Origin of the sequence: Psychrobacter cibarius (assembly GCF_016107535.1) — a bacterium.
Lineage (GTDB): Bacteria > Pseudomonadota > Gammaproteobacteria > Pseudomonadales > Moraxellaceae > Psychrobacter > Psychrobacter cibarius.
On record NZ_JABASQ010000021.1, the window covers coordinates 38,283 to 55,302 of the forward strand.

17 protein-coding genes and 1 pseudogene are annotated in these 17,020 nt (G+C 41.8%); 15 read left to right on the top strand and 3 right to left on the bottom strand.

Going from position 1 to position 17,020, the window contains the following annotated elements; translation table 11 throughout:
- Positions 1–164: 164 nt before the first annotated feature.
- A complete protein-coding gene (gene htpX, locus JFC08_RS11065; protein WP_055124936.1) occupies positions 165–1,079 on the bottom strand; it encodes a protease HtpX in 915 nt (304 codons plus the stop codon).
- Positions 1,080–1,405: 326 nt separating this feature from the next.
- Here htpX and JFC08_RS11070 point away from each other — a divergent pair, with 326 nt between their 5' ends.
- The 4 genes from JFC08_RS11070 (at position 1,406) to JFC08_RS11085 (ending at position 3,483) form a co-directional block, all read left to right on the top strand.
- On the top strand, positions 1,406–1,867 hold the full coding sequence (locus JFC08_RS11070; protein WP_055124935.1) for a methyltransferase family protein: 462 nt from the start codon (positions 1,406–1,408) through the stop codon (positions 1,865–1,867).
- A 61-nt stretch (positions 1,868–1,928) separates the two neighbouring features.
- Positions 1,929–2,258, top strand: a complete 330-nt coding sequence (locus JFC08_RS11075) for a DHCW motif cupin fold protein (protein ID WP_055124934.1) — start codon at positions 1,929–1,931, stop codon at positions 2,256–2,258.
- Positions 2,259–2,331: 73 nt separating this feature from the next.
- Complete coding sequence (locus JFC08_RS11080) at positions 2,332–3,138, top strand: PhzF family phenazine biosynthesis protein (protein ID WP_055124933.1); 807 nt, start codon at positions 2,332–2,334, stop codon at positions 3,136–3,138.
- 12 nt (positions 3,139–3,150) lie between these two features.
- Positions 3,151–3,483 carry a YnfA family protein gene (locus JFC08_RS11085; RefSeq protein WP_055125033.1) on the top strand — a complete coding sequence of 111 codons (333 nt, stop codon included), beginning with the start codon at positions 3,151–3,153 and terminating at the stop codon, positions 3,481–3,483.
- A gap of 88 nt (positions 3,484–3,571) precedes the next feature.
- On the opposite strand, the gene JFC08_RS13905 is transcribed toward JFC08_RS11085, so the two are convergent.
- Positions 3,572–3,694, bottom strand: a complete 123-nt coding sequence (locus JFC08_RS13905; protein ID WP_020443648.1) for a hypothetical protein — start codon at positions 3,692–3,694, stop codon at positions 3,572–3,574.
- Positions 3,695–4,090: 396 nt separating this feature from the next.
- On the opposite strand from JFC08_RS13905, the gene JFC08_RS11090 reads away from it, so the two are divergent.
- The 11 genes from JFC08_RS11090 (at position 4,091) to radA (ending at position 15,232) form a co-directional block, all read left to right on the top strand.
- Positions 4,091–4,714, top strand: coding sequence for a 6-pyruvoyl trahydropterin synthase family protein (locus tag JFC08_RS11090; protein WP_045446397.1), 624 nt, complete (start codon positions 4,091–4,093; stop codon positions 4,712–4,714).
- A complete protein-coding gene (tsaE, locus tag JFC08_RS11095) occupies positions 4,707–5,231 on the top strand; it encodes a tRNA (adenosine(37)-N6)-threonylcarbamoyltransferase complex ATPase subunit type 1 TsaE (RefSeq protein WP_198330731.1) in 525 nt (174 codons plus the stop codon). Before JFC08_RS11090 ends, tsaE begins: the two co-directional genes overlap by 8 nt.
- A gap of 90 nt (positions 5,232–5,321) precedes the next feature.
- A complete protein-coding gene (mutL, locus tag JFC08_RS11100; RefSeq protein ID WP_198330732.1) occupies positions 5,322–7,166 on the top strand; it encodes a DNA mismatch repair endonuclease MutL in 1,845 nt (614 codons plus the stop codon).
- A gap of 88 nt (positions 7,167–7,254) precedes the next feature.
- Entirely contained in the window at positions 7,255–8,403 is a 1,149-nt protein-coding gene (miaA, locus tag JFC08_RS11105; RefSeq protein ID WP_198330733.1) for a tRNA (adenosine(37)-N6)-dimethylallyltransferase MiaA, read from the top strand.
- Positions 8,404–8,906: 503 nt separating this feature from the next.
- On the top strand, positions 8,907–9,437 hold the full coding sequence (hfq, locus tag JFC08_RS11110) for an RNA chaperone Hfq (protein ID WP_198330734.1): 531 nt from the start codon (positions 8,907–8,909) through the stop codon (positions 9,435–9,437).
- Between the two features lie 229 nt (positions 9,438–9,666).
- The gene (locus tag JFC08_RS11115; RefSeq protein ID WP_055124929.1) at positions 9,667–10,659 is read left to right on the top strand and encodes a KpsF/GutQ family sugar-phosphate isomerase; all 993 of its coding nucleotides are present in this window, start codon (positions 9,667–9,669) and stop codon (positions 10,657–10,659) included.
- A gap of 99 nt (positions 10,660–10,758) precedes the next feature.
- On the top strand, positions 10,759–11,325 hold the full coding sequence (locus JFC08_RS11120; RefSeq protein WP_060491184.1) for a KdsC family phosphatase: 567 nt from the start codon (positions 10,759–10,761) through the stop codon (positions 11,323–11,325).
- Positions 11,322–11,906 carry an LPS export ABC transporter periplasmic protein LptC gene (gene lptC, locus JFC08_RS11125; protein WP_198330735.1) on the top strand — a complete coding sequence of 195 codons (585 nt, stop codon included), beginning with the start codon at positions 11,322–11,324 and terminating at the stop codon, positions 11,904–11,906. The genes JFC08_RS11120 and lptC overlap by 4 nt, the downstream gene beginning before the upstream one ends.
- Positions 11,907–11,996: 90 nt before the next feature.
- Complete coding sequence (gene lptA / locus JFC08_RS11130) at positions 11,997–12,575, top strand: lipopolysaccharide transport periplasmic protein LptA (protein WP_045452840.1); 579 nt, start codon at positions 11,997–11,999, stop codon at positions 12,573–12,575.
- Positions 12,576–12,654: 79 nt separating this feature from the next.
- Positions 12,655–13,434 (top strand): LPS export ABC transporter ATP-binding protein, encoded by a 780-nt coding sequence (gene lptB / locus JFC08_RS11135; RefSeq protein WP_198330736.1) that lies wholly within the window; start codon positions 12,655–12,657, stop codon positions 13,432–13,434.
- Positions 13,435–13,792: 358 nt separating this feature from the next.
- Entirely contained in the window at positions 13,793–15,232 is a 1,440-nt protein-coding gene (gene radA, locus JFC08_RS11140) for a DNA repair protein RadA (protein WP_198330737.1), read from the top strand.
- A 180-nt stretch (positions 15,233–15,412) separates the two neighbouring features.
- Here the strand turns inward: radA and JFC08_RS14005 are convergent.
- Positions 15,413–15,754, bottom strand: a pseudogene (locus tag JFC08_RS14005) (septal ring lytic transglycosylase RlpA family protein); the annotation flags it as partial.
- Between the last annotated feature and the right edge of the window lie 1,266 nt (positions 15,755–17,020).

Consider the following 17,020-nt stretch of genomic DNA (forward strand, 5'->3'; position numbering starts at 1 on the left):
CTTTTAGATTGAATCAACTATATTCATTTAATGGTTCCTCAATTACAACTGACTTATATTCGCTTAACTAGGTCTTTCTATGCTTTAATCAAAAGCTAAGGCATAATCCATAGACGGTCAATTCAATCTACAAATTATGCCCTTAGCATTTCAAGAGTCTTCTATCACCCCTCACTAGGGTTATAATTTCTCAACGCCGCAATACGGTCATCAAGCGTTGGATGTGAGCGGAAAAGGTTTGCGATACTAAAGCCCGTAGATTGTCCTGATGAAATAGCAAATGCTTTCATGCTCTCAGGCATTTGATCGGGACGCTGCTCGGAAGGACGTAAAGCATCAAGCGCACTAATCATTTTGTCTTTGCTAGCAAGCTTTGCACCCATCTGATCGGCACGGAATTCGCGTAGACGCGAGAACCACATTACGATGGCAGACGCCAAAAATCCAAGCAAAATATCCATCACAATACTCGTGATGAAGTAACCAATACCTGGGCTATCACTGGTATTTTTAAACACCGTCCGATCGACGAAGCTACCAATAATACGCGCAAAGAACATCACAAAGGCGTTTACCACCCCTTGGATGAGCGCCAGCGTGACCATATCACCGTTTGCCACGTGACCAATTTCATGCGCCAATACCGCTTCTACTTCATCGGGTGTCATGCTTTGCAGTAAGCCAGATGAAACAGCGACCAACGCTTTGTTTTTATTCCAGCCTGTGGCAAACGCGTTTGGCTGAGAATTATTAAAAATTCCTACTTCTGGCATGCCAATATTTACCGCTCGCGCTTGTCTAGCGACCGTATCTACAAGCCATTTTTCAGTGGCATTGCTTGGCGTTTCAATAACCACCGTTCCCGTTGATCTTTTGGCCATCCACTTCGAGATAAATAGTGATACCATCGAACCAACCATGCCGTATACGCCGCACATAATGGCAAGACTGGTGTAATTTAACCCGCCCGCACCATGTACGCCACCAATCCCAAAGAATCTGGATAAAATACCAAACACGATGCTAAATACCACAATCACCGCTAAGTTGGTCAATAAGAACAATCCAATACGCATCATGATGCCAGTTTCCTCATTTAAATTTAAAGACAACTTTAAGACATAATCCTCTATGAGGTATTATATTTTTATATATGTTTTTACTTTACATAAATGGCGTTATTTTGATAAATAACAATCCCCGTTAACCGTATAAATACAGTGATATGGTTAGCGAGCAAAGAATAAAAATAAATGATAAAGCCATCTAAAAGGTAAGAATAATTATTTTTTGACGGTTTAAATAGTAAAGGGCTAAAAGTAAACAATTAAAACGAAAATAGTTAGCAGGTATCATGAGCACTCATTGTTCAGGTTTGTCATTTAACGCGCTATAAGGTCTAATCATGAACGCTCTAGCACTTAAAGTCCCTCCAGTCGCTCAAGTTATTATTACCGCCGCTGCTATGTATGGCGTCTCTAAAATGCTTCCTACTTTGACGTTCTCACTCAACGGCTCAACTACACTGGCAGGGTGTTTGGGTGTGATAGGGCTGAGCTTAGGTATTATGGGTGTGACTCAATTTAGAATAGCTCAGACCACGCCCAATCCGCAAGCGTTAGAGAAGGTCTCTAGTTTAGTGACCAGCGGCGTATATCAGTATAGCCGCAATCCGATGTATGTTGGCTTGGTGCTTATACTATTAGGCTGGGCGTTCTATCTTTCTCACTTTCTGGCGTTTGTATTATTGCCTATTTTTATACTTTATATGACGCGCTTTCAAATCCAGCCAGAAGAGCAGATGATGGCACGAAAATTCGGCAAAACTTATCAGGATTATCTAAATAAAGTGCGGCGCTGGATTTGAGGTATAGTAAGTAAAGATTTTATGATAAATGAATGAACAATAAAATCAGGGAGATGACATTATGGAAATGAAAAATATACCTTTTGCTATTACCGATTGGACGACAGTAGAAGCGGTAGAAAATAAAGGTGAAACGGGCACGGGGTATTGGAAGACTTGCGAATTTAACAATATCAATGTGCATATGGTTGAGTACTCCGCAGGCTACCTTGCCGATCACTGGTGCGATAAAGGACATATTTTATTCTGTGTTGAGGGCGAGCTGAACACCGAACTAAAAGATGGTCGTACTTTCACCTTAACAGCGGGCATGACTTATCAAGTGGCGGACAATACGATTGCACATCGTTCGTCAACGAAGATAGGCGCTAAGCTATTTATTGTTGATTGATATTGCCAGTAACACCATAAAATTCATAAAGCTATAAAACCATAGATCTATAAAAATAAAGCGAGAACATAAAATGCAACTAGAAATTAATGTCATCGATGCTTTCACTGATACCGTTTTTAAAGGAAATTCAGCGGCAGTTGTTATCACTGATAACTGGCTCACTGATGATTTGATGCAGTCTATTGCTTTTGAAAACAACTTATCCGAGACAGCTTTTATGGTTCTTGATGATAAAGGCATTTATCATATCCGCTGGTTTTCACCATTCACTGAGATTGCATTTTGCGGGCATGCAACCTTGGCGTCAGCCTTTGTGTTATTTAACAAAAACCCTCATTTAGACTGTATTAAGTTTTCAGCCAAAGCGGTTGGTATATTGACCATTGTGCAAACAGACGATAGCAAAATACAAATGGACTTTCCTAATACTAAGCCTGAGAAAGTTGACAGTATCCCTGATAGCTTGCTTGCAGGACTATCTATTGCACCCATTGAAGTCTATAAAAATGCTCAAGCCTATTTTGTGATTTATAATGCTGAGTCCGACGTATTAACAGTAGCGCGTGATAACGAGCAGCTAAAACAGCTTGCGCCTTTAGATGTGGTGGTGACTTGTCAGGCTAAGTCTGCTGACTACAAAAACTATGATTTTATTTCACGTTATTTTTGGCCAGCCAATGGTGGCGATGAAGACCCAGTGACGGGTTCGGCTCATACTGCTTTAGCACCATTATGGGCTGAGCGTTTGGGTAAAAATCACTTGGTCGCTTATCAAGCATCAAAACGAGGCGGTATTTTAGACTGTGTCGTCGCAGGTGACAGAGTAATGATTTCTGGCAATGCCGTACAGTATATGACAGGTTTTATCACCGTTTAGGAGTAGATGGTTTTGACTGAATTAAAAACCGTTGGACTGTTTGCGCTGACCGCATTAGCAGAGATCGCGGGCTGCTATTTGCCTTATCTATGGCTGCGAGAAGGTAAGTCTATTTGGCTGCTTGTCCCTGGCGTACTAAGCTTGGTCGCTTTCGTTTGGCTGTTGTCTTTACATCCTGCCGCAGCTGGTAGAGTCTACGCGGCTTATGGCGGCGTGTATATTTCGATGGCTATTTTATGGTTGTGGACGGTGAATGGTATCAGGCCGACCACGTGGGATATAGTAGGTTCTGCGGTTGCGTTATTAGGCATGGCAATTATTATGTTTGCGCCGCGCGGTGCTTAGCATAAAGACCGCACCTAGCATAAAAAATGCCAATCAAACCGTGAGGTTCGATTGGCATTTTTTAAATGGCACAATGATGCACTAAATATTAATGTTTACCTAAGATACTGCCGTTGTCGTCTTTCTTAGATTGTTTGGCGGCTTTTTTCTCTTTTGCCGTTAATAGCGGTTTCTTTTTTACATTCTTTTTACTGTCTTGACCTTTACTCATGGTTTTTTCCTCTTGAGATAAGCCGTAATACCTTTTAAGCCAGTGTAAATAGCTGGAAGGTTAGATTAATGCTGATGACGCAAATAGTGCGTACTGCAATGAGTATATGCTTAAGGTGTCGCAATAGATAGCACTAGCACAATTCACCTACGATTCGAGTCAATCCTGTATTCATCCCTTGTTTAATGCTACTTCTAAAAATTTGTCTGATAAATGGGTTGTATAAGTAGATTTTCGATGCCATGGATTTATTTAGTCAATACTGCTATTAATAAGTGCTTACTTACGGAGTCATCACGATTTGCTATAATAAGCCACAAGCCGATAAGTTGTCGCGGCAAACTTTTATAATATTCATATTTAGCATAAAAATGCTTACTGTTTTGGTTGATTGTTATGCGTATCCGTAAACTTTTTAAATTTGAAAATGCACATATTGTGCGTAATTGTAGCTCTGAGCGCTGCAAACACTCTATCCATGGTCATAGTTATCAGATTGAACTGATTCTTGAGGCTAAGCGCTTGGATCACGGACAAATGGTCTATGATTTTGGCTTATTAAAATCGTCTATCAAGGACATTATCGATAGCTTTGATCATGCGATTTGTTTTTGGAATAAAGACGACCCTGAGTATGTCGCTGCCTGTAAAAAATTCAGTGCGCGCTGGATAAGCTTGCCAGTATCGCCATCGGCAGAGCAGTTTTCACGCGTGATATTCTTTTGGGCGCAAGAAATTTTAAAACAAACCCAAATGCAAAACGGTGAATCTGATGTCAGCGTTTATTCGGTGATTGCACACGAAACCGCTACCGGTTACGCGCAGTGCTTTGCTGATGATGTGGCGAATGAGCAAATGGGTAAGCTTCATTTAGAAGCGTTTGAGTTTAGCGATCAAGTCAGTGCCGAGTGGCACGACCCTGAGCTATATGCCAAATTGATCCGCGGTGAAAGCTTTATTAACCCAACGGTGACTATGCAGGTACAGACGCAAGTGCAGGTAGGTAAGCCTGATGCCTAATAGTACAACAGAGGACAAAAACGCTAAGACGCTGACACTGTATACAGAAGCTGATACTCAACGTTTGGCTGCGCAATTGGCAGCTTTACCCTTGACAGGTAGTGTCTGGTTGGCAGGTGATTTAGGGGCAGGTAAAACGACTCTGACTCGCTATTGGTTGCAGGCGCTCGGGCATGCAGGTGCCGTCAAAAGCCCGACTTATACTTTGGTTGAGCCTTATAGCATCGAGCAAACAGACGGCTCAGTCAAGCCAGTTTACCACGCGGATTTGTATCGTTTGCAAGACCCAGAAGAGCTGTCTTTTATCGGTTTTGATGAATATCTGGATGAGCCAAACGCGTTGGTTATCATCGAATGGGCCAGCCGCGCAGACAGCTATTTACCGCCGCCCACCTTGTTTATTGATATGACGCAAGCTACTAGCACTGATAAGGATAATGAGTCTCGTCAAGTTGAGCTGCGTCTATCGAAGGCTGGGCAAGCGCAAGACTTAGATTTATCCTCTGTTAAGATTTAATTATACATTTGAATGTTCAACAGACCTTAATATAAGTTATCAATATCTGCCAGTACTACTTATCATCACGTAAAACAACGATACCTCTTAATGCCGCAAATGCCAGACAATCGTTCTTATACTCGCATCAAAAAACTATCGCCGCTGCTCATCAATCAATTGGCAGCGGGTGAGGTAGTGACACGCCCAGCAGCCGTAGTCAAAGAGCTGCTAGAAAATGCCATTGACGCTGGTGCGACTAATATTGAGATACATATTACTCAAGGCGGCATGGGTATGATTGAAGTGGTCGACAATGGCGTGGGCATTCATCCCGATGATATGGTCATGGCAATTACCCGTCATGCGACTAGCAAAGTCGCGGATGTCGCTAACTTACACGGTATTACGACGTTGGGTTTTCGCGGGGAAGCACTAGCAGCGACGGCGGCAGTATCTCGGCTGACTTTAACCAGTAGCCATGATGACAGTGGCATCGGTCGCCAGTTGCAAGTCGCGGGTGTGTTAGATGATGCGCCAAAGCTCATGCCAGTTGTGCATCATCGTGGTACGACCATTACGGTTAAGGATTTATATTTTAATGTACCAGCACGCCGTGGCAATTTGAAATCTATTGCGACGGAGTTCAGTCATATCGAAACGATTGTGCGCGAAGTGGCTTTGGCGCGAGCAGATGTGGCACTAACACTTTTTCATGACCATAAAAAACGCTTGTCACTTTCTTCAAGTGCGATGTCTTTAAGTACCATGTCTTCAACTACAAGGCTTTCAAATTCAAAGTCTTTAAATACCGTTTCTACAAATGCTAGTGGCAATAATAATATCAATCTTTTGCCATTGGCACGTCTTGAGCAAGCGACTGGGTTACTGTTAACCAAGAAGGCATTAGAAATAGCGATAGACCTCACCAGTTTAATGCAGCCATCCAGAGAATATGTTAATAATGGCTTTGGCGATCAAGCAAGCGTTAATGGTTGGTTATGGCCTATCACTGATTCGCAGGACACCTTACCAAAATTAATCTATGTGAATGGAAGACTGGTCAAAGAAGCATTGATAAGCAATCAGCTACGCCAACTTGCCCAAACTGCTCAGTTGGTAGGAATTGGCTATGCGCTTTATTTTGATTTGCCCACTCAGTGGCTCAATATCAATGTGCATCCATCTAAACAGCGTATCAAAATAAGTCCGCTCAATAATATTATGGCGCATGTAAGCCATGCGATTCGGACAAAACTTAAGACAGTAGTGACTACAGAGACGATCAGATCTACTAATGCTAATGATACTATTCAAATACTAGGTAATAGTCAGATAGTAGATAGTAATCTGTCTATCGATAATGCATTCGCTACTGTAATGCCAAAGACATCAACGACCATTCATTCAAGCAAAAGTCATCAGGTAAAAGCGCCCAAACAACCCTATCAGCTGTCAGAAAATAGGTATTCGCCTCAAACCTTAAACGTACCAAGTGTTTCTGAGAAAATAAGTCAAAACACCAGAGGTATCGCTAACGATGTCGCAATACATTCGACATCTTTGCCTTATTGCCTAGATGTTGTTACTCATTTAAATGAGGCATTAACCGAATCTGTTGGCACGACATATATTGAGGACAAAGCGCTGCCTTGGTTATTGTTTTATCATCAAAGCCAATGTGTATTGATCGGTGCAGAAAATTGGCAATCAAAGATGCGTTCATTATTTGAGTCAAGTTTACTTAGCAATAGGGCATATAAAAAAGATCAATGGTTACACAATGCAAATGACATTAATCAGCAACTTGCCGCCGTGAGCATGCAGATGTCAAAGCAAGATTTGATGGTGTTCTTGACGGATATCGACGCGTTACTGACTCAGCATGCGATTAAAGCGATAGATGGTAATCAATTAGCAACATTGATGCTATTATCTGCGCCTGAGTCAAGATAGCTATAACGACAAAAAATATAATAAGCAAATTTTAGCAATGATAACGCTCAAGTTTATTGCTACTAATATCATTAATAAAGGCAAGCCTATGCAACTTTCATCTGATAGCTCATCTTATCGCCTAAACGCCAATTTAGCAGATAATAGCGTGGTGTGTTTGATGGCGCCGACAGCAAGTGGCAAGACTGCACTGGCTTATGAGTTATATAATACAGGGCGTTATGAGCTAATTTCAGTAGATTCAGCGCTGATTTATCGTGATATGAATATCGGTACGGCAAAACCAACCGCTATTGAGTTGGCGCGTTATCCACATCATTTGGTTGACATTATCGATCTTATGCAGAGCTATAGCGTCGCCGAATTTGTGAATGACGTTGCCCGTTTGATTGATAGCTGTCACGAGAATGGCAAAATACCGTTGCTGGTTGGCGGTACTATGATGTATTACATGGCGCTGCTAGACGGGCTATCTCCAGTACCGGATAGTGATGATGGTGTTCGCGCACGTGTGGAGCAGTGGCGGCAAGATGAAGGCATTAGTGTGCTTTACGACTATTTAGGTGAGATAGATCCGATCAGCCATGAGCGCCTTCATGCGACTGATACTCAGCGCATCACCCGAGCAGTTGAAGTTTATCTGCAAACTGATACCCCTATAAGTGACTGGCAGCGCAAGCCCAAGCAGGCACTGGCAAATAATCCCAATCAGCAATGGCATGCATTGACAGTCATGCCTGATCGTCCATGGTTGCATACACGTATCGAGCAACGTTTAGATATCATGTGGAATGATGGGTTGGTGACTGAGGTCATTGGTCTGCTGGAGCGCTATCCTTTAACACCAAATCTACCGTCCATGCGCTGCGTTGGTTATCGACAAGTACTAGAATACCTAGTACACATCGATCACCCAGTATTTGAACAGCTTCATCTAGATAAAGCGCAATTTTACAGTGCTTTTGAAGTACTCCAGTCTTCAGATCAATCAAGCTTATCTGATGATGCGACCCAGGCACTTGCTTGTCAGCAAATGCAAAATAAGGCATTATATGCGACAAGACAATTGGCAAAACGTCAGTACACATGGTTACGCAAAGTCATGAAATTGCCTAGTAATTCCATGGATGGGGCGATAGCAGCCGAGACCTCTAGCGAGGAAGGCTATTCTATAGACCGCGATATGGTGGTAAAAGCATTCACTACCATGGCGCAGGCAAGAGATTATTTATATTAAATCTCTCAATGATACTAGGGCGTGTCCTCATTTTAAAAATGGTGATAAAAATGAGATAAACTGCCTCAAAATATGGTATGAGTTAATACCTTATAAATACAATATGGTGTACTAAAAATATAGTATTGTAAAAAGCTCTATGCAACTATTATAAAGTAATGACAATTAGTATCAAAATAAATCGTAGATAGCTGTTATAATTTAAATTCATCAAAATAGTAGGTGTAATACTAGCCTAACTGTGTATTTAATCAATATTAATTGACGTTTGTTGATAAAAATAACTAATGAAACAACTAGTTACTTAATTATTTACAATAATAATGTATTCGCGATAAAGTGGAATCACTTAAGAACAAGTAGCGTTTATTTAGATACGTTTTATAAGGAAAATTTATTATTGTATCTGCCGTTAGCCATTATAATTAAATTAACACTTAAAATAATTGGCACTTAAAATAATTGGCACTAAAACATAATTAATAATATTTAGGAGAGCTCTCATGTCAAAAGGACAAACTTTACAAGATCCGTTTTTGAACTCGCTGCGCAAAGATCGCATTCCTGTCTCTATTTTTTTGGTCAATGGTATCAAGCTGCAAGGTCAGATTGAATCATTTGATCAGTACGTGGTATTGCTCAAAAACACTGTCAGTCAAATGGTATACAAACACGCTATCTCAACCGTCGTGCCGGCACGTAATCCACGTAGCAGTACGACGACAGGTACGAGCACCCAACCGCAAAGCGCTGCTCCATCAGGTTATCAAGGCGGCGGATTTGAACGCGGTAGTAATCCTGCTAGCACAGGTGGCTTTGAAGAACGCGGTTTTGCGTCTAATCGCAGTGGTTTTAATCGTGGCGGCTTTAGCCAAGGTCAAGATCGTGGTTTTGAGCGTGGTAGCTTTGGTCAGAGTCAGGAGCGTGGCTTTGAGCGTGGCGGTTTTGGTCAAGACCGTGGTTTCGAAAACCCAGCAGAAAATACGGGTTTTGAGGAAAAACCAAATGATGGATCTAATGATAACAATGGTTAGAGACTAAGGGTTAGAGAGCAAGATTCATTATCGAAGGTGCATTACTAATACGTGATTTATCCGATCAAAACCTGCTTTTTATAGTGGGTTTTTTTTGTATAAACAAACGTATAATAATGGTCTGAAATGACGTGCCGAGTTGTTAGTGATTGGTTTCGTAGATTATTATTAATATTGGGCATAGTATAGTAAAATACAGTATTGATTCATTATAAAATAGAGCGAATCCATGAGTAATACCCAAATCAATCTAACCCATGAGCAGTTTATTAGTAAGGCCATCGAAGCGATTAATACTGAGATATCGGCATTGGCTTTACTAACAGAGCAGATAGACGATAGGTTTGCACAAGCATGCGATATTATTTTGGCTTGTAAGGGTCGAGTCGTGGTCACTGGTATGGGTAAGTCAGGATTGATCGGGCGTAAAATAGCGGCGACGTTTGCCTCTACTGGCACGCCAGCCTTTTTTATGCACCCTGGTGAAGCTGGGCATGGCGATTTAGGCATGTTGGTAAAAGGTGATGTACTGCTTGCTATCTCTAACTCTGGTGAGTCCGACGAGATTAAGATGCTGCTGCCAGTGGTCAAACACCTAAATATTCCACTGATTAGTATTAGCCGTGATAAGCGCGGTATGTTGCCTCGTGCCGCGAACATTGTATTGACGCTCGGTAAATCGCAAGAGGCTTGTCCACTTAATCTTGCTCCTACTTCCAGTACCACGGCGACCTTAGCGCTTGGTGATGCATTAGCCGTTGCCTTAGTCCATGCGCGCAACTTTACCTCAGAAGATTTCGCATTATCGCATCCAGCGGGCGCATTAGGTCGTCAGCTGCTAACGCGAGTTGAAGATTTAATGCATACTAAGTCAGAAGATTTGCCGCTCATTCATCAGCAAGCGCCACTGCAAGAAGCGCTTTTTACTATGTCTGCTGGGCGCTTAGGAATGACGGTGGTGACCGATGATAATGATAAGGTGGTTGGGGTATTTACAGATGGTGACCTACGCCGTGGTCTAGAAAAAGGCATCGATTTGCAAACGCCGATGGGTGAAGTAATGGTTAGTAATCCACGGCGCATTAGCAAGACCATGCGCGCATCAGACGCGCTCAGTGTGATGAATGAAAATGGTATTAGCCAGTTGCTAATTATTGACGACCAAGATCGTTTAGAAGCAATTATTACGGTACATGATTTGCTACAAGCCGGTGTAAAATAAATAGCATTAATAAAGATATCGGTTTATACAGTATAGATTCACACAGTATCGATTTATAACAATAAAATGTAAAAAATCGCCTTAAGAAAGAGGGACATGATGCAAGACTTAATCAAAAAAGCTGGACAAGTAAAGCTGTTAATAATGGATGTCGATGGTATTTTATCAAACGGTCAAATTATCTATGATGCCAATGGTATCGAGACCAAGGCTTTTTCTGTTCATGATGGCGTAGGCGTTAAGTCGTTAGCACGTTATGGCATTTTGACGGCTATTATTACAGGTCGTAGCAGTGCTATGGTAGATAAGCGCGCCGCGGAAATGGGCGTGAATTATGTGGTGCAAGGTCGTGATGATAAGCTGGTTGCTTTAAATGAGCTGCTAACCATACTTGATCCAGCGCTCAATATTACGGCTGCCGATTGCGCTTATATGGGCGATGATTTACCAGACATTAAAGCGATGCAGACCGTTGGATTTGCTGCAACAGTACCCAATGCGCATGCTGAAGTGATCAATCGCAGTGACATGGTCACCACCCGAGCAGGTGGCACTGGCGCTGTACGTGAAGTATGTGACCTCATTTTGAAAGGTCATGGACACTATCAAGACTTCATCGCGCACTATACGCTTGATGCAGCAAAAACTCAGGATAATTTGTCGTGAATACTCGTGTTTTAATAGTTCTTGCCTTGATTATTGCTGGTATTGCAGGTTGGTTTTTTCAACAGCAAGGAGAGATAGCGCCGCCAGTTAGTATGGAAGCGACCGATGTTGATTATGAAGCAACAGATATCAAAGCGGTACAAACTAATGAGAAAGGCGAAACTGAGTATGAGATGACTGCCAAAACATTGACGCACAATCCAGAGACCAATTTAGACGAGATGTCAGGCATCACTATGAATTGGGAGCCATCGGCAGAGCAGCGTTATCGTATTGAAGCGGGTAGTGCTGCTATCAGTCAGCAAACGGGTGAACTCAGCTTGTCAGGGGGCTTTTCACTGGTCAGTGAAGGCAATAAAGACGCGCCAGATATTGAACCGATAAAGGTGACAGGTAGTATCCTTAAAGGCAATACCAAATCAGGGCAAGTATATAGTGACGCGCCTGTTAAGATTGAACAAGGCATGAATCGTTTTGAAGCTTCTAGCATGACCGCCAACCTTGAGACTGGTGAATATGAGTTTGGTCAAGTGGCTGTCGCTTTTACTCCAGCTGAACGCCAAGATAAAGCATTGTTTTGATCGCAGTAACTCTTATTGACTATGTAATAAAAATAGCAGCTAGCATAAAGTTTGCAAATCCTACTACCCATTATAAAACGAGTGATTTTTATGACATCTAAATTTTTGCCTACTTTGCGCTCATCATTAGCACGCTTTAATCTAACATCGTGCCGCTTGCGTCAATTACATGTGCTGCCAACGGTTATGCTGCTGGCACTACCACTTTACAGTCATGCGCTGCCATCAGATGCCAATCAAGAAATCAAACTATTGGCTGATAAAGCGACCTATAGTGAGCGTACAGGCGTTACCAGCTACTCGGGTAGTGTCATTATCACTCAAGGTACGTTTAAAATGACCGCTGATAACATTACGGTCAACCTATCACAGGGTCGCAGTATCAACTCGGCAGTAGCGACTGGACGCCCTGCAACCATGCAACAGGTGGTCACACAAGAAAAAGGGCTGGCAAAAGGTCAAGCCAATAAGATTGATTATAATGCGGTCACTGGTATTGTTACTTTGACGGGTAATGCTAAGTTGGTTCAAAATGGCGCAAGTTTTGCGGGTAATGTCATTCGTTATAGCCTAAAAGCTGGTGATGTTGAAGCAACTGCTGGCGGTAATCAGCGCGTAGAGTTAGTCTTTCCGCCCAGTAGTAATGGTAGCCAAAGTAGCATCCGCTAAAAAGCTGAATGGTGAATGTAACTGTATCAACACCCTTTAGTGTATCAGTGCTTGAATTCTGCAACCGTATGAGTAAGTTATGAGTGATAATAAAAATACAAACCCTTTAGCAACCAACAACAACGCAGCACCTGCGACGCGACTATCAATGCAAAATCTAGGCAAACGCTATGGTAAGCGCTGGGTTGTGAAAGATGTCTCTTTCTCCGTAGAACAAGGGCAAGTCGTTGGTTTATTAGGTCCAAATGGTGCAGGGAAGACAACCAGCTTTTATATGGTGGTAGGGTTGGTCAATATGGATAAAGGCCGTGTCACTTTAGGAAAAATGGATCTGTCTAAATATGCCATGCATGAGCGTGCGCGTGCAGGAATTGGTTACTTACCACAAGAGGCGTCTATTTTTCGCAAATTGTCTATCGAAGACAACATCTTGGCTATTTTAGAAACTCGCAAAGAATTAAATAAAAGCGAGCAAAAGCAAGAGCTGGAAAAACTAATCGGTGAATTCCATCTAGAGCATGTACGAAAATCATTAGGCATGAGCGTATCAGGTGGTGAGCGTCGTCGCTGTGAAATTGCCCGTGCATTGGCGGCTGACCCAAAATTCATTTTATTAGATGAGCCATTTGCAGGCGTGGATCCTATCTCTGTTGGTGATATCAAAGACGTTATTTTGACCCTCAAAAATCGTGGTATTGGTGTTTTGATTACCGATCATAACGTTCGCGATACCTTGGCTATTTGTGAGAAAGCTTATATCGTCTCAGAAGGTTCTATTATCGCTGAGGGTACTTCTAGTGAAGTGTTAGAAAATGAATTGGTAAAAGCCGTTTATCTGGGTAAAGACTTTCACGTATAAATGAGGATGTGTTGAATATTGTACTTGTCTCGAATACATTTTTTTGCTAAATGCGCATCGATTAGCTCTGCGTATTTTTAAATGTTTAATACACCCTTAATATCTTAACGTGTTTTTCGCGCTACTATTTACGCTGTCTGTTAAACTTATAATTTCCATTAAGTTCTCAAGACAGCGCTTGCTACTTTTCCTATATCTAGCTATTCATCATATTTAGCATCACCTCTTCTATAAGATCTAGTCCATCATACTGATGGCTAATTTATCTCAAAGATCATTCTCAAATTAACGCTTATCAGAGCGTCACGATATTTTATCAATTAATCTTGATTGGACACTTGAATAAGGTTCATACGTTATGGCAAAAAATAAAAGTAGTTATGTCTGTCAGCATTGCGGCGCGCATTTTGGCAAGTGGGCAGGGCAATGTACCGATTGCGGTGAATGGAATAGCTTGGTTGAAGCACCAAATGTCAGCATGCCGCATCACAATAAAAACGTTTCTAAACCAGCAGCAAATCGATCAGCATCTCGTGAATCAGGTGGTGCACCATCAGGAAATTATTCGGGTACGCATAGTGCGGTCATGCCGCTCAATGCCGTGAGCGTAACGCTAGACACACGCTTACCAACTGGTATTAGTGAGTTTGATCGTGTACTTGGTGGTGGATTGGTTGCTGGTTCAGTCGTTTTAATCGGCGGTGATCCTGGTATCGGTAAATCGACGATTTTGCTGCAAACTGCGACTAATATGGCACGTGCCGACTCGTTGGCAGGTAGCGCCTTGTATGTGACTGGTGAAGAATCATTGGCACAGGTTGCTATGCGCGCTAGGCGCTTAGATTTACCGGCCGATAGATTACGCGTACTGGCCGAAACCAATGTAGAGACTATTTGTGCCGCCTTGACTCAAGAGCAGCCCGCCATCGCTATTATTGACTCTATTCAAACCATTTATACGGATGCAATCAATTCTGCACCTGGCGGCGTCAGTCAAATTCGAGAGTCTGCGGCTATCTTGACTCGCTACGCCAAACAGACTGGCACCGCGCTATTTTTAGTGGGTCACGTGACCAAGGAAGGCACGCTCGCAGGGCCGCGCGTTCTTGAACACATGGTTGATACGGTCTTATATTTTGAAGGTCAATCAGACTCACGCTTTCGGATGATTCGTGCCGTCAAAAACCGCTTCGGTGCCGTCAACGAATTAGGTATTTTCGGTATGACAGATATGGGACTGAAAGAGGTCGCCAATCCATCAGCGATATTTTTGAGTCGCTATGACAAACCCGTTGCTGGATCTGTCGTCATGGTCAGCCGCGAAGGCACACGACCCTTGTTGGTGGAGGTACAAGCGTTAGTGGATGATTCGCAAGGCTCACCTAGACGAATGGCATTAGGATTGGATTTTCAGCGCCTGTCCATGCTGCTGGCCGTCATGCATCGTCATGGCGGCATTCATACCAGCGGACAAGATGTGTATGTCAACGTCGTCGGTGGTGTCAAGGTCATAGAGACGGGATCTGACTTAGCAGTATTGTTGGCTTGTGCCTCAAGTATTAAAGAAAAAGCGTTGCCATCGTCATTGGCTGTATTTGGTGAAGTGGGATTGTCGGGTGAAATCCGTCCTGTACCGAACGGTCAAGAACGTTTGAAGGAAGCGATGAAACATGGATTTAAGCACGCCATTATTCCAAAAGCCAATGCGCCTGCTAAGGATGCTCCTCAATTTAAAGGCATCAATGTGATTGCCGTTGAACGTCTTGATGATGCCATTGAAAGTGCATTTGAACTGTAAAGTGTAAGGGTTAATCATTTTGATTATGGTTGTTTTATAAATTATTGCTAAGCGCTACAGCTTTATCTGTAGCCTAATGGATACAATAAACTGAAACTACAAAAAAGCGCCTAACACTGATGTGTTAGGCGCTTTTTATGGTTTTTTTATGGTTTAATGCAAATAGACTGTTTTTTAGAATTATGGTCCTGAAACGCGCTCAATAGCAACATTACCCACACCTTTACCTGTAATACCGAGTTTTTTGGCAGCACCATAAGACAAATCTAGCACACGGTTACCATGGAATGGACCACGATCATTCACTTTTACCACGACGCTTTTACCATTAGTCTTATTCGTGACTTTAACATAGCAATTCAATGGCAGTGAACGATGCGCCGCTGTCAAACCATTCATATCGAATGTTTCGCCACTGGCTGTTTTACGACCATGGAATTTACGACCATACCAAGAGGCTAGGCCTGTTTGCTTAAATTTACTGACCGAGTTAGAGGCTACGGCTGTCAGACGCTCTAATACATCTTCATCATTAGTCAGTTGAGAGGTGTCACTGGCTAACAGCGAGCTGCTAAGTGCCAATGAAGTTGGTTGGCGTGCTGACTTCACCAAACTTGATGCGCCATCATGCTGACGGCTAAGCTCACCAAGTATACGATCGATATGGGAGGCGTTATCTTGTGAAATCATCGCAAGAGAGGTTTTTGCTTCTACAGCATTTGCATTAGTAGCAACTGCGGAGCCAGCAAACAATACTGCTGACATGGTAAGTAAACCAGATAAACGCTTATTCATAGATACCTCTATAACTTATACTTTAAAATCTAACTCTAATAGTTCTAGACTGAGCGTGGCAATGTTAGACCAATCTAACAGCGTCACAAACTCTAAAGCCGCATCATCAATATTTTTTTCATATAATTATTGATACTAAACGTGGCTTTTATAGATTTTAAGGTATGGTAATTTTTCATTTTATTATCATAAGCGGGTCAGGATAATACGACCAAAGATACTTATGAAACGCTCAAATGACAGCTAACGATATTAGTAGAATACCCAATCTAAATACAAAGGTTGAGTATAGAGTCCGCTATATGTGCTATTTACAAATTTTCTAACATTGCTAAATTAATAAAGGTTTTAGAAGGCCTTACGTGTGTCTTTGTTATTAAACCGTTAATTAAGTAGTGTATTTGAAAGCTTGCAATCTACAATTCGCTAACTATACGTACGAGCTACAACCAAAATATAATTAAATGCAAAGTTTATTAGTAGCTATGTACGGGTTATGTATCAAAGTACAGTTAAACGAGGTTAACGCAATTATTTGTAAAAAACAAGGATTAAAATCTATCAGTACCAATTGGCAACGAAGTGTTTTAATGAGAGGAAATATGAGGGTTTTTTTAATTATTTCAATTAAATCAATGGCTTGTATTTATTATCAAAAGTAGATAGAAGGATTTTTATGGCAAGTTATAGGACTTTCCATAAAATGATGAAACAATAAAATTTGTTAGAAACTCTTAATTTGTTGTTGATTTATATTTATTTTCGACCATTTTGCATGTGACAACACTCTAAATGAAGACTTTAATTGGCTGGTTCATCCGCCTTACGACTTTTATATAGCCTGTATTTTTTGATTTTTAACATGAATAACATTAAGGTGAAGTTTGAATGTTCATTAGAGAATCACTAGGGCGTGTCCCTAATTCAGTTTACAGTGGATCATAGTACAAGCTAGATACAGCATAGACTTATAATTACGAGCCAATTTTTCGT